Annotated in this window: 12 protein-coding genes and 2 pseudogenes; 6 read left to right on the forward strand and 8 right to left on the reverse strand. The window is 70.9% G+C overall.

Translation table 11 applies throughout. The features are described 5' to 3' along the window. Nucleotides 1-61: 61 nt before the first annotated feature. Nucleotides 62-328, reverse strand: a pseudogene (locus AB0P24_RS07090) (VapC toxin family PIN domain ribonuclease); the annotation flags it as partial. On the opposite strand from AB0P24_RS07090, the pseudogene AB0P24_RS07095 reads away from it, so the two are divergent. After that, a pseudogene (locus AB0P24_RS07095) lies at nt 311-454 on the forward strand (IS5/IS1182 family transposase); the annotation flags it as partial. The pseudogenes AB0P24_RS07090 and AB0P24_RS07095 sit on opposite strands and share 18 nt — an antisense overlap. Nucleotides 455-872: 418 nt before the next feature. Here the strand turns inward: AB0P24_RS07095 and AB0P24_RS07100 are convergent. Next, nucleotides 873-1,370, reverse strand: coding sequence for a MarR family transcriptional regulator (locus AB0P24_RS07100; protein ID WP_365791196.1), 498 nt, complete (start codon nt 1,368-1,370; stop codon nt 873-875). 120 nt (nt 1,371-1,490) lie between these two features. Here AB0P24_RS07100 and AB0P24_RS07105 point away from each other — a divergent pair, with 120 nt between their 5' ends. The 3 genes from AB0P24_RS07105 (at nt 1,491) to AB0P24_RS07115 (ending at nt 5,153) form a co-directional block, all read left to right on the forward strand. After that, entirely contained in the window at nt 1,491-2,456 is a 966-nt protein-coding gene (locus AB0P24_RS07105) for a zinc-binding alcohol dehydrogenase family protein (protein ID WP_365791197.1), read from the forward strand. A 55-nt stretch (nt 2,457-2,511) separates the two neighbouring features. Then, nucleotides 2,512-4,311 (forward strand): FAD-dependent oxidoreductase, encoded by a 1,800-nt coding sequence (locus tag AB0P24_RS07110; protein WP_365791198.1) that lies wholly within the window; start codon nt 2,512-2,514, stop codon nt 4,309-4,311. A gap of 560 nt (nt 4,312-4,871) precedes the next feature. Further along, complete coding sequence (locus AB0P24_RS07115; protein ID WP_365791199.1) at nt 4,872-5,153, forward strand: hypothetical protein; 282 nt, start codon at nt 4,872-4,874, stop codon at nt 5,151-5,153. 191 nt (nt 5,154-5,344) lie between these two features. On the opposite strand, the gene AB0P24_RS07120 is transcribed toward AB0P24_RS07115, so the two are convergent. Both AB0P24_RS07120 and AB0P24_RS07125 read right to left on the reverse strand, forming a co-directional pair. Then, entirely contained in the window at nt 5,345-6,880 is a 1,536-nt protein-coding gene (locus AB0P24_RS07120; protein WP_365791200.1) for an MFS transporter, read from the reverse strand. A 333-nt stretch (nt 6,881-7,213) separates the two neighbouring features. Further along, a complete protein-coding gene (locus AB0P24_RS07125; protein ID WP_365791201.1) occupies nt 7,214-7,870 on the reverse strand; it encodes a TetR/AcrR family transcriptional regulator in 657 nt (218 codons plus the stop codon). A 120-nt stretch (nt 7,871-7,990) separates the two neighbouring features. Between AB0P24_RS07125 and AB0P24_RS07130 the strand changes: the two genes are divergently transcribed. Together AB0P24_RS07130 and AB0P24_RS07135 are read left to right on the forward strand one after the other, a co-directional pair. Beyond that, the gene (locus AB0P24_RS07130; RefSeq protein WP_365791202.1) at nt 7,991-8,404 is read left to right on the forward strand and encodes a cupin domain-containing protein; all 414 of its coding nucleotides are present in this window, start codon (nt 7,991-7,993) and stop codon (nt 8,402-8,404) included. A 113-nt stretch (nt 8,405-8,517) separates the two neighbouring features. Further along, nucleotides 8,518-9,345 (forward strand): alpha/beta hydrolase, encoded by an 828-nt coding sequence (locus AB0P24_RS07135; RefSeq protein ID WP_365791203.1) that lies wholly within the window; start codon nt 8,518-8,520, stop codon nt 9,343-9,345. Between the two features lie 300 nt (nt 9,346-9,645). Here the strand turns inward: AB0P24_RS07135 and AB0P24_RS07140 are convergent, their stop codons facing one another. The 4 genes from AB0P24_RS07140 to AB0P24_RS07155 all read right to left on the reverse strand — a co-directional run bounded on the left by AB0P24_RS07140 (nt 9,646) and on the right by AB0P24_RS07155 (nt 12,750). Then, complete coding sequence (locus tag AB0P24_RS07140; protein WP_365791204.1) at nt 9,646-10,059, reverse strand: PIN domain nuclease; 414 nt, start codon at nt 10,057-10,059, stop codon at nt 9,646-9,648. Further along, nucleotides 10,056-10,325 (reverse strand): type II toxin-antitoxin system VapB family antitoxin, encoded by a 270-nt coding sequence (locus AB0P24_RS07145; RefSeq protein WP_365791205.1) that lies wholly within the window; start codon nt 10,323-10,325, stop codon nt 10,056-10,058. Before AB0P24_RS07145 ends, AB0P24_RS07140 begins: the two co-directional genes overlap by 4 nt. A gap of 59 nt (nt 10,326-10,384) precedes the next feature. Then, nucleotides 10,385-10,732 carry a hypothetical protein gene (locus AB0P24_RS07150; protein WP_365791206.1) on the reverse strand — a complete coding sequence of 116 codons (348 nt, stop codon included), beginning with the start codon at nt 10,730-10,732 and terminating at the stop codon, nt 10,385-10,387. A 752-nt stretch (nt 10,733-11,484) separates the two neighbouring features. Beyond that, nucleotides 11,485-12,750, reverse strand: a complete 1,266-nt coding sequence (locus AB0P24_RS07155) for an alpha/beta fold hydrolase (protein WP_365791207.1) — start codon at nt 12,748-12,750, stop codon at nt 11,485-11,487. Nucleotides 12,751-12,866: the final 116 nt, after the last annotated feature.

Raw genomic sequence — 12,866 nt, forward strand, 5'->3', positions numbered from 1 at the left:
AGGTCTGCCCATGGGAAGGGCGATCCGTTGCGAACGGGTTCGAAACCCACCTCCGAGCTGGCGTTGTAACCGGCTGTCCTGTTGTGCGGGCGATGGTTTCGAAGTCGCGGTCGTAGTGGAGCAGGGTGAGTCCGGCTTCCTCGGCCGCGGCGGCCACCGAGAGATCGACGGGGCACCAGGCGTAGTGGGTGTCGAGGGCCGCCTTCACGCGGGTGCGGCTGGCGGCGGAACGGGCCGAGTGGAGGACTTCCAGTTCGGTGAGGTCGCAGATCGCGACGAGGCCGGCGGCGATCCTGTCGTCCCAGTCGGCGGTGTTCCGGCGGAGCAGGAGATCGTCGGGCGGAAGCGGAGCATCGTCACCGACCCCATCGGTCTCCTGCTTGCCGTGGTGGTCACTGCGGCGAGCATGCGGGACTCCGTCGCCAACACCCGGCTCCTGGAACAGGTCGCCGCCGTAATCATTCCGGCTTTCCTGGCCCAGTGGACGGCGATCGCATCCGCGCCGCCTCCCGGTACAAGACCCGAGGGTCGGCCAACCCGACCGGGCTAGCATGGCCTCACAAGCTTGACGCGACCCGATCCTGGCGTGAGGACGGGAGCATCTCCCAGGCCATCGTGTCCTCCGCCGCCCGGGGTGCCGGCACATCGCGCGGCGACCCTGCCGCACGGTCCGGGCGCCGCGGCGATGGACAAGGTCCGTCGGTACGGCGCTGTCAGCGGGTGCCGGGCCGACCTGTGAGGCGTCGGAGTCGTTCGGCGTCGGGGCTGCCGCCGGCGGCGGTGCAGACCATGAGCGCGGGGCCGGGGTTGCCCGGTATCGGGCGGGCGTCCCAGCCGAGGTTCAGCTCATCGACCTGGGGGACGGAGTCCGGTCAGTGCGGGGTGTGGTGCGGGCCGATGCCGCGGGCCTGGGCGTCCGCGGTCACGATCCGGGTCGCCAGCTGTGACAGCTGCTTCCTGTCGGCTTCGGGCAGTGGCTCGACACACCTCTCGATCTGTCCGGCGAACCGAGCGGCGACCTGTTCGACGAGCTGACGGCCGGCGTCGGTGATCGACACCTGGTACGAGCGGCGGTCGACGGCGCTGACGGTGCGGGTGACCAGACCCCGGCGCTGCGCACGGTCGACCAGGCCCGTGATGGAGGACTTGTCGAGGCCGAGGTGGCGGCCGAGCTGGTTCATCGTCGGCTCCCGGTCCCGGAGTATCCCGAGCAGCCGTGTCTGGGTGATCGACAGGTCGTACTGCCCCGCGATCTCGGCGAGGCCGTTCTGTACCAGGAACGACAGCTGGGCCAGCGCATCGACCAGCCCGAGGTCCTCGGCTGCGGGCGACGGCACGGGCGGGGGTGGCATGTCGTGGGACGGCGTCATGTCCCGATCCTACTTGCAAAGGTACGTGGCACCTACTATTTTGATTTGCATCACGAACTAAAACCTTCGTCACGCCTACTAAATCCTTTGCCCCGCGTACCAAATCTGAGGAGAGCAGCCGTGGACATCCATGCCGCCGTCGTCAGCTCGTTCGACAGCCCGCCCCGTTACGAGCCCTTCGACCTGCCCGCCCCGTCCGGCGAGGACCAGGTGCTCGTCGATGTCCTCGCGGTGGGCCTGCACCCCAGGGTGCGTACCGGTGCGTCGGGCAGCCACTACACGAGCACCGGGAAGCTGCCGATGGTTCCCGGTGTCGACGGGGTCGGCCGGCGCGAGGACGGCCGGCTGGTGTACTTCGTCGCCGATGACGAGCTCGTCGGCCCGATGGCCACCCGGACCGTCATCGACGTCCGCCGCAGCATCCCGCTGCCCGACGGCGCGGACGTGGTGAAGATCGCCGCGGCGATGAACCCGGCGATGTCGTCCTGGGTGGCGCTGCGCCGTCGCGTCCCGATCGAGGCCGGGCAGTCGGTGCTGATCCTCGGCGCGACCGGCAACGCCGGCCAGATGGCCGTCCAGGTCGCCAAGCGTCTCGGCGCCGGCCGGGTCGTCGGCGCCGGCCGTGACCGGGCCCGGCTGGCGGCCCTGCCCGGGCTCGGCGCCGATGCGACCGTCGCGCTCACCGACGACGCCGACGCCACCACCGCGGCCCTGGCCAAGGAGGCCGCCGAGGCCGACCTGGTCATCGACTACCTGTGGGGCAAGCCCGCCGGCGACGCGATCATGGCGCTGCTGCGGGCCCGTGCCGACCGCGGCCGTGCCCTGAACTGGATCCAGATCGGCGCCATGGCCGGCCCCACCATCGAACTCCCGTCGGTCGCGCTGCGCTCGGCGAACTTCCGACTGCAGGGCAACGGCCAGGGCGCGGTGTCGACCAGGACCTACCTGGAGGAACTCCCGTCCCTCGTCGACGAGATCGAGGCCGGAGGCCTCACGGTCACCGCCAAGGCCGTACCCCTCGCCGACCTCGAAACCGCATGGAACGCACCCGAGGTCCCGGGCATGCGCACCGTCCTGGTGCCCTGACCCCGGCAGGACCGTCGTGCAGCCCGTACTGGACTTACCGAAGGAGCACAGAGCCATGTCACACACCACGGACACCGACGTGATCATCTGCGGGACGGGCGCGGCAGGGCTGACCCTGGCCATCGACCTCGCCCGCCGGAACATCGCCTTCCTGCTGATCGACAAGGCGCCGCACCCGTTCGCCGGCTCCCGCGGCAAGGGCATCCAGCCCCGCAGCCAGGAGGTCTTCGAGGACCTTGGCGTGATCGACCGCATCGTCGCCTCCGGCGGCGAGTACCCCGTCCAGCGCATCCACACCGCCGACGGACCCATCGACCAGGTCGGCGTGGAGATGTCGGAGCCGACGCCGGAGGAGCCGTACCAGATACCGCTGCTCGTCCCGCAGTTCCTCACCGAACGCCGGCTGCGTGAACGCCTCGCCGAACTCGGTCATGCCCCGCACTACAGCCACGAACTCGTCGGCTTCGACCAGGACGCCGAGGGCGTGACCGCGGTGATCGCCACTCCGGACGGCGAACAGACCGTACGGGCCGCTTACCTGATCGGTGCCGACGGCGGTTCCAGCTTCGTCCGCAAGACCCTCGGCATCGGCTTCCCCGGCAAGACCCTCGGCGTACGCGCCGTCGTGGCCGACGTCCACGTCGACGGCGTCTCGTCGGACGCCTGGCACCGCTGGGGCGAGGGCACCGCCGGGCAGGTGTCGATGTGCCCGCTGTACGGCACCGACATGTTCCAGCTCCAGGCCCCTGTCCCCTTCGACGTCGACCCGGACCTCACCGCCGAAGGGCTCACCGCGTTCTTCCGTGAACGCACCGGCCGTCACGACGTCGTGATCCGCTCCGTGTCCTGGGCGTCCGCGTTCAGCATGAACGCCAGGCTCGCCGACACCTACCGGCGCGGACGGGTCTTCCTGACCGGGGACGCGGCGCACTGCCATCCGCCGACCGGCGGCCAGGGCCTCAACACCAGTGTCCAGGATGCCTACAACCTCGGCTGGAAGCTCGCCGCCGTACTCGACGGCGCCCCGGAATCCCTGCTGGAGACGTACGAGCAGGAACGCCGGCCGATCGCCGAAGCCGTCCTCGGGCTGTCCGAGAAGCTGCTCGAAGCGGCCAAGAACCGTGACATCCACCGGGGGCGCGAGGTCAGCCAGCTCGACCTCGGCTACCTGGACTCACCCCTGTCGCTGCACACCCCGGAACGCGACACCGGCGTAGTCGCCGGCGACCGTGCGCCCGACGCGCCCGTGACCGGCGCCGGCGGCCTGCCCACCCGGCTGTTCAGCCTGTTCCAAGGACCTCACTGGACCCTGCTCGGCCACGACGTCGACGACACGTCGGCCCCGGCACCACGCCGCGGCCTGCGCATCCACACCATCGGCGCCCGCGGCGACATCCTCGACACCGGCGACCGCGTCCAGAGCGGCTACGGACTGTCCTCCGAACAGTGGGTGCTCATCCGCCCGGACGGATACGTCGCCGCCGTGGTCGACACCGCCGGCCTCACCGGCCTCGAAACCTATCTCGACACCGTCGGCGTCCGCCCCCTCACGGCGACGCGACCCGCGACCACGGAATCGAGCACCGACATGCCCGCAGAGACTTCTTCCGACAGCACCCGCACACCCCGTACCCGGCGAGAGCACCGCCAGACGCGCACCGCCGCGGAGAAGCGACTCGCCACCGCCCAGCGCGAGTTGCACCAGCTCTCACGCCAGGTCCAGCGTGATCTGCGCAGCGTCCGACGGCACGGGGAGACCACAGCCATCGTCGCCCGCTCGAACTTCGCCGAACTCGCGGTCCAGAGCATCAACCGGCTGACGGCCAACTTCCGCACCGACCGCACCGACCAGTAGTTTCCCGGCCCTTCAGTGGCATTTCGTGGCCCCGAAGGCCGGTTCGGGTGTGCTCGGAGTCGTCGGCGTACTTCCCTCACCTTCGAACCGAGGACCAATCTCCGCGCTGCTCATCCCGCTGCTGGACACGTCGTCCGGCTGGCACCCTGCCTGTCGCATTCCACGGAAACGGTCTTCCGCCACAACCGCCCGTACCTCAGGCGCGATGCAGGTCACGATTCCTGCCTTCGGGGCGCGTCGTCGACAGGGGGGAGGTCGACACCCTCGCCGCCTACGGCAAGGCGCTCGGCGGCAAGCTGAAGATCGTCGCCGACTTCGGTGATGAGACCTACGTCCTCGGCTGAGCCGATCGGCATGCCGTGCCCCAGGACCGTACGCGGCCCGGGAGGCGAACTCGTCAGGGATGGTGTTCCACCCGGAACAAGGGGGAGCATCATCTCGGCGGTAAGGGAATCCGCTGTGCGAAGGGGCCGTTGAGGGGCCGCGAGGACAGGAACGGATCGACAAGCACCGCACGGGGCTGACCCTGATCAGCACGCCTGACCCGCAACGGCGCTGACGTGCCCGCGCCGACCAGGCGGATCAGGGCGGCGCGGGCGTGCTGTCTCCCGCCGGTCCTGCTCTCGCTGCTGCCGTATGGACACATCCCCAGGCGGAACCGTTCGGCGGTCCTCGCCGCCCCCGACTCCAGCACCGTCGACCGGCTCGCCGAGCGGATCGCCGGGCGGATCGCCGGGCGGATCGCCCGCCGGCGGACGGCGGACGGCGTACGGCGGACGGCTCCGAGCCCGAGCTGTACGGCGGGGAGCCGCGTTCTCCGTTCGGCATCACCCGGGAGCTGAGATCGGCCCTGTCCCGTGCTACTGGGTCCCGTCCTGCGAAGACGGTCTCCTGGTCGGCACCCAGCGAGCCGTGCCGGGCGTGCGTCGAGCAGCGTGTGCAGCGCAAGGGTGACCGTCCGCCAGGCGGTCCCCGCGCAAGGCCGCGGGCCGCCACCGCGCGGGCCGAGTACGTCGAATGATCCGGACGGCTCCTACCGTGCGGTCCGGGTCCGACGGGGCATGAGCAGGTACGCCGCCACGGCCAGGGCGAGCGGCAGGAGGCTCACGACCAGCATGGTGAGCCGCAGGCCGTTGGTGAAGTCCAGCCCGAGGTCCAGTCCGGACTGCCGGAGCAGGTTCGGGTCGTATCCGGCGGTGCCCGGACTGTGCGCCATCGCGCTTCGCGTCGCGTCCACGGCCTGATCGGCCTCGGACACCGACATACCGCGCGCCTCGGCGTCGTTGAGCCACTGCCGCCGGAAGAAGAGGTTGAGAAGCAGGAGGTAGACGGCGGGGCCGAGCGCGTAGCCGGTCATTCCGAACGCCGGCTGGACGGCGGCCACGGCGCCGGACTTTCCGGGCGGGGCGTGCGAAAGGATGGTCTCGGCCACCGCGGCGGAGGTCACCAGCGAGCCGAGGTTGGTGAGCCAGGTGGCCAGTACGACGATCCACAGCGCCATCGTGGGCGTAGCGGTGGCCGCCATCAGCAGCCCGCCCGCGACCATCACCAGCAGGCCGGTGATGAGGACAGGCCGGGGGGTGTACTTCCCGATCAGGCGCCCGGCGAGGATGACGGCGGCGGCGATCGCCAGTGTGCCGGGCAGGAACAGCAGGCCGATCGTGCGCGGGGGCAGGGAGAGGATCACACTGCCGAACTGCGCGAGGGTGAAACTGAACCCCGCGACGAGGAAGTTGAGCGTCAGGCTGGCCAGCGCGGCCACGGCGAACGGACTGCTGCGGAACAGCGACAGGTCCAGGACCGGTTCCGGTGTCCGGCGTTCACGGAGCACGAACAGCCCGCCGGCGACCGCACTGATCGCCAGCGGCAGCCAGGCCCGGAACTGGGAGATCCCGTTCTCCCCCTCGGCGACGCCGTGGACGAGGGTCAGCAGGGTGACGCCGACCAGGCTGACGCCGACGACGTCGACTCCGCGGCGCTCCAGGACGGGGGGCTCGGTGACGTACCGGGCCGTCAGCCCGAGCGCGATCAGCGACAGCAGGGGGGCGAGCAGGAACAGCCACCGCCAGCCGACGGCCTCCACCACCCAGCCCCCGATCGCGGGGGTCACCCCGCACAGCACCATGTCGATGGCCATGAAGATGCCGATGGCCGCCGGTCGTGTATCCGGCGGCACCGACACCTTGAGCAAGGCCATCGACACGCCCAGCACCGCGGCCAGCGCCAGGCCGTCGAGGAGGCGCATCACCAGCAGGAACGTGTAGCCGGGGGAGATCGCGGAGAGCAGGTTGACGACGATGTCGCCGACCAGCCCCAGCATCAGCAGCCGCTTGAGCCCGAAGGCGTCCCCGAGACTGCCCACGGCGAGCACGGCGGCGGCCACGATCAGCGTCGCCGCGCCTCCCAGGAACCCGACGACTTCCGGCGGCACGTGGAGCGCCCGGCTGACCTGCGGCATGTTCAGGCTGAGGACCAGCGGGTCGATGGCCGTGATCGTGAAAGCGAGGGAGAGCCCTGAGATGATCGGGAGGATCGCGACAATGGATCGCGGCTCCGCAGTCGACGACACAGCAGCACCTCCCGTACGTCGGTCGGCGCCGACCGCTCGCCGACCGACCGTACCGGGCCACCGCTTCCAGCCCGTCCCCCCGGGGCCGACGCACGCGGCTCGACACCTGGTCGGACCAGGAGGGTCAGTCGTACGTGACCAGGAGCGCCGGCCCACGCAGGCGAAGCAGCTGTGACCGCCCGTCAGGCCGACCCGTGGCAAAGGCCGCAGAGGCTCCGCTCCTGTGCACTCGGCGCGGGGCCTCTGCGCGTGGGAAGGGGAATCCGCTGCGAGTGAGTCCGATACCGGGTTCCGAGTGGGGAGAGATCTCCTCCCTGTGCCCCTTGGGCCCGGTCAGGCAACTGTCTGCGGACGAGCCGTGGCGTCCGGCCCGGCGTCGCTTTCGGCGTGTTCCACATCCCGCAGTGCGGCCCGGGTGAGGGTGGTCGCGGTGTGCACGAGGCTGGCGATGGCTTTCTCGGGGGCCAGTCCGTGCAGGTCGGTCAGGTTGAAGAGGGCCTCGGCGCTGACGACGACCGCGAGGCCGTGCTTGAGCTGGTCCAGTGCGGCAGGCCTGACGGCGCTGGTCTCGGTCAGGGGTGCCAGTGCGTGGTCGATCAGTCCGAAGCGCAGGCCGGGCCGGGCGGCGGCTTCCGCGGGCCGTACCACGGTGGCCGCGATCATGGCGCGCACCACACCCTGCCGGGCCAGGACATGGCGCAGCAGGAACTCGGTCGCGGCGGCGACGCGCTCCACCGGGTCGGGGGAGTCGGCGACCGGCCGCAGCGCCTCGTCGGCAGTGGGCAACTGCCCGGCGATGGCCTCGCGCAGCAGGCTGAGCAGGTCGGGGAAGTAGCGGTAGGCGGTGGCTTCGGAGACCAGGGCCGTTCTGGCGACCTCGGGCATGGTCACTTCCCGGCCGGTGCGGCTGAGTTCGGCTGCGGCCTGCACGATCGCGGTGCGGGTGCGCAGTTTCTGGTTGGCGCGGCCCGTCGCGCTCTGTGATCCCATCGGTCCACCTTTCGTCGTGCGCACGGCTCGGGCGGGTTGGCCCCGTGCGGGGAGAAGGCTTGCTCCCCGTGATGCGAGCACTCTACCTTCGTGACAGTTTACTCTCACGAAGGAGTTGCCATGGGCAGTGTCTCGGTCGTCGGGCCGGACGACGGCCACGGGACGACCGCGCATCGCCTCGCGATCGTCGAGATCGCCCTCTCCCCGTTCAGTCAGGGTCCGCCGCAGCATGTGCACGCCGAGCACGGCGAGGGTTTCTGTGTCGTGTCCGGTACCGCCAGGTTCACCGTCGGGAGTGCCGCTCACGACGCCTGCGCCGGGGCGCTGGTGATGGTGCCGCCCGGCGTCCCGCACACCTTCGCCAACCCCGGCGCCGAGCCGCTGGTCGTGATCAACACCTTCACGCCGGATCGGTATGTGCAGTACTTCCGGGATCTGCGGGACGCGCGCGCCGGGGGGCGCGCGCCGGACGGGCGGACCGTCGCCGAGCTGATGGGCCGCTACGCCACGACCCCGGTCGGCGACTTCGCCTGAGGGTGTCCGTGCGGGCCGCGCGGCAGGAGACTCTCTTTATGAGAGTTCACTTGCATCAACGCGGGAGAGCTGTCTATATTCATGCAAGTCAACTCTCACGAACAGGAATTCCCATGACCGCTCCGGCCACCACCCACACCACTCGCACCGTCGACCTCGCCGACGGTCTGTCCGTCACCATCGACGAGTACGGCGCCAACACCGAGGGCACCGGCGTTCTGCTCCTGCACGGCGGCGCCGGTCCCCGCACCATGTCCGGCCTGGCCGCCGCGCTGTCGGAGCATGTCTTCGCCGTCAACGTGACCCACCCCGGTTTCGACGGCGCTCCCCGCCCCGACTGGTGCGACTCCGTCGCCGACCTCGCGGTGGCCTACCTCGATCTGCTGGACAGCCTGGACCTGACCGGCGTGATGGTGATCGGCAACTCGCTCGGCGGCTGGATCGCCGCCGAGATGGCCCTGCGCGACACCAAGGGCCGCATCGGTGCCCTCACCCTTCTCAACGCCGTCGGTATCCACGCCAACATGCAGGTCAACCAGGTCATAGACCCTCGCACCCTGCCGCCCCAGGCGGTCACCAAGCTCTCCTTCGCCAACGCGGCCTTCCGTCCCGACTTCTCGGCCTTCACCGACCAGCAGCGCGCCGCCGCCGCGGCCAACCAGCAGACCCTGGCCGTCTACGGCGGCGCCGGCTTCACCTACGACCCCAAGCTCCGGAGCCGACTGCGCCGCATCACCTTGCCGGTCCTGGTCGCCTGGGGCGAGGAGGACGGCATCGCCAACACCACCTACGGCCGCGGCTATGCCGACTCCTTCCCCAACAGCCGCTTCGTGCCCATCCCCGACGCCGGTCACTTTCCGCAGATCGAGCAGCTCGGACAGGCCCTTGATGCCATCGGTGACTTCGTCGACACCGTCGTCAAGCCCGGCCTGGACGACTGACGCCAGCGTCGCGCTCCGCCCGCCCTGTTCGCCATGTTCCGCAGCGAAGGTCTGCCCCCGCACCCGCCCGCTTTCACGCGCGGCGCAGCACCCTGCGACGGCACGTCGACGTCCGCGGCCCCGCGGCAGTTCGTGCGAGTGCGCCACGACCCGAGCCGGGTGCCGGGGAAACGGCCAGTCCGAGGGCCGGGGGCACGTGGACGGAACGAGGACTGCTCGGCACTGGGCGTCGCCGCGACAGCACCGCCAGGCGTGCGGTCGACGAGCGGCTTGGTGCCCGTCCGTGCGTGCGAGCGGGCTTTACCGCCTGAGGTCGATCGTGCGGACCGGCTGCCCTGTCGTACGGGCGATGGTTTCGAAGTCACGGTCGTAGTGGAGCAGGGTGAGCCCCGCTTCTTCCGCGGCAGCGGCCACCAGGAGATCGACCGGGCCTGCGCTGCGGTGCTCCCCCTTGGCGGTCATTTGCTCCTGGACGGTGCGGGAGCGGCGGTAGACGCCGTCCGGCATGGGGCACCAGGCGTAGTGGGCGTCGAGTGCGGCCTTCAAGCGGGCGCGGTCCGCGGCCGAACGGGCCGAGTAGAGGACTTCCAGCTCGGTGAGGTCGCAGATCGCTACGAGGCCCGCGCCGATCCTGTCGTCCCATTCGGCCGTGTTCTGGCGGAGCAGTACGCGGGCGAGGGCGGAGGTGTCGATGAGGTAGTCGGCGACGGTCACCCGTCCGCTCCGGTACCGCGTTCGCCGGTTGCCGAGCCCGCGCCCGCGCCCCTGGGGCGGTACGCGCGCTTGTCCAGCAGCAGATCCATGTCGAGGGCGCCGTCGGCCGCCAGTTCGCGGGCTTCTTCGAGAGAGCGCAGACGCCGGTAGCGGGCCGTGACTTCCCGCAGAGCGGTGTTGATCGTGTCGCGCTTGGTGGTGGTGCCGAGTTCTCTGGCTGCTTCTTCCAGCGCCTCGTCGTCGAGATCGATGACTGTTCGACTCATGGTGCCCTCCTCCGCCCACCGACTGTGTATATCAAGATACTGGATCGTTTATATACAGGCTAGGACCGGCAGCGGAACCCGAAGCGGCCGGCGGCCTCGGCGTGCAGGGCTATGCGGCCGGTTGTCGCCACGGCTCCCGGCAGGGCGGCGGGGTTGCGCAGGGCGCCACGGCTGTGGGAACCGTCGGTGGCGGGCCCGGACCATGCTTCGAGTGCGGGATGAGTGAGGTCGGTGGGCGGCCACGGGCTGTCACTGACGTCGGCCTCGGTCAGACGGTCGGCGTCGGCGAGAGGGGAACGGGCGGGGACGACCACGACCCGGGACATGGTCATGGCGTGCTCGAAGACGAGCCCGTCGACGGGGGCACGCACCCCTGGCCGCCCACCGGCGAGGTCGAACGTCTCCACAGCCTGCTCCGCGGGCCACGGATCCACCAGCCACCCGTGATCGAGCAGACCAGGGGCACCAAAACCCTCGCTCTCCTGCGGCAGTTCGACGCCGCATGCTCCCGTGCCGACGACCTGGAAGCAGCCGCCACCGCACCTCCTCCGGGGGCGCCGTGATGTCCGTCCGGCACTCGCCTTACCGGTCTCCGCTGACCTGAGTTGTCCAGGTGTGTCGGTCGCCTGCGTGCCGATGGTGCACCCGGTGTTGTGTGGCGGCAGGTGGCGGCAGGTGGCGGCAGGTGGCGGCAGGTGGCGGCTGAGCGCGCGTCCTGGCGATGGCCGGTGGGTCCAGGAAACAGCCCGAAGGGGAGACCGCTCCCACCGGCGGCACGATCGGCGGGCCGATGCCGGCCGGCAGGCGCCAGGCCGTCGCGGTGGAAGCGACAGGGCCGAAGGCTGGTTGCGCAGAACAGCGAGGCCGGTCATGGCCTCGCCGCCGTCGGCGAGCGTCACCACCGGGCCGGTGGCGTCGGCAAGATCAGCCAGCAGGCGGGACCCGGCATGGGCTGACCGCTCCACGCCCGTCGGCCGAAACCACAGGGCGGGGCCGTGACCCTGTGGTGCGCACTCCGAAGGCGCCCTTCCGCTGGGCTGACAGAGACTCTGGACAAGCCTCATCGTCCTTCCCAGGGCAGGACCCCGGCAGGTCCTGGAGACCGGAGACTCCGACGGGCGGCACGACGCTCCCCCCGACCGGACCGCCCGTTCCGGACTCAGCCGGTGCCCGTCGGCAGCGGTTCGTCCAGGAGGAAGGCCCGCAGCAGCGCGGTGTAGCGGGCGGGCTGTTCGCCTGAGATGGAGTGTCCGGCTCCCTTGACGGTCACCAACTCGGAGCCCGCGAGGGTGTGTTGGTACTCGGCGGTCACAGCGGGCTTGATGAAGTCGCACTCCCCGCGCATGATCAGAGAGGGGACGCGCAGGGTGCGCAGACGGGGCCGGGGGTCGGGGAGCTGCTCGAAGTCCCTTACGGTCATCTGGTTGCTGTAGAAGCCCTGAGGGTTGTCGTGCGCCGTGGTGGGCGAAGCGCCCTCGCACGAGGTGCTGTCCTTTCCCTGGAGGGCGACTTCGTGCATCCAGTGGTCGACCTCGCGGTCGCCGACCAGCGCGTGCGCGGCGCCGGGGTTGATCTGGAGGAGCAGGCTCGCCGCGATGATGCGGGGTGCGCTGTTCAGCCGGTCGAGCCGTGCCTTCTGCGCGGGGGAGAGGCGGTTCCAGGGTTCCCCGGCCTTGGGGCCGGGGTATTGACGGCCCCACAGCGCGCCCGGCGAGGTGAAGACCGCTTTGGCGACGTGCCCGCCATGGGCGGCCAGGTACTGGGCGGTGAGTGATCCGCCCCAGGACTGGCCGACCAGGATGATCCGGTCGGCGCCGAGTGTGCGCCGGATCGCTTCCAGGTCGGCGACCTGGCGGGCCACGGTGTATCCGGTGATGTCCCGCAGCCGGGTGGAGCGGCCGGCGCCGAGCTGGTCGTAGGAGTAGACGTCGAAGCCGTCGGCCGCGAGTTCACGGCCCCCGGTGGGGACGCCCTCGGCGGGGGTGCCCGGACCGCCGTGCAGGAAGATCACCGGGGTCGGTCTGGCCTTGCCTGCGGCGGGGGCGTGGACGTAGGCGATGCGTGAACCGGTCGGCAGATCCCAGAACCGCACGCCGGGCGGGGCGGGGGCGGCCGTCGTGGTGGGCATCGGACGGAGGACGGTGACGGCGGCGAGGACGGCGACGGCCGCGGTCAGGCCGACCGTGAAGAACGCGGACGCCCGCAGGGCCGGGCGGCGGCCGAGGCCGACCAGGGCGAACGCCGCCCGGCCCAGCAGCCCGCCGGCCAGGGCGCCGCAGACGAGGCCGACGACAACCAGGACCGGCACGCTCGCGGTGACGAACGCCGCGGCGAGGAAGCCGGCCGCCGCCACGGCAGGCGTCAGCAAGAGCGCCAGGAGCAGCAGGACACCGCCGGCGACACGGTAGGAGAGGATGCGTGACATGGCTTCGAGGCTAGGAAGCCGACGCGGGCGATCCGTCCAGCTCAGGGACGGTCCTGCCGCGTCCGAGGGCCGCCCCGCGGCGGGGTGTCACCCCCGCCTCACGGCGGGGTGCCGAG

It is taken from the genome of Streptomyces sp. NPDC086519 (assembly GCF_040686075.1).
Classification (GTDB): Bacteria; Actinomycetota; Actinomycetes; order Streptomycetales; family Streptomycetaceae; genus Streptomyces; species Streptomyces shenzhenensis.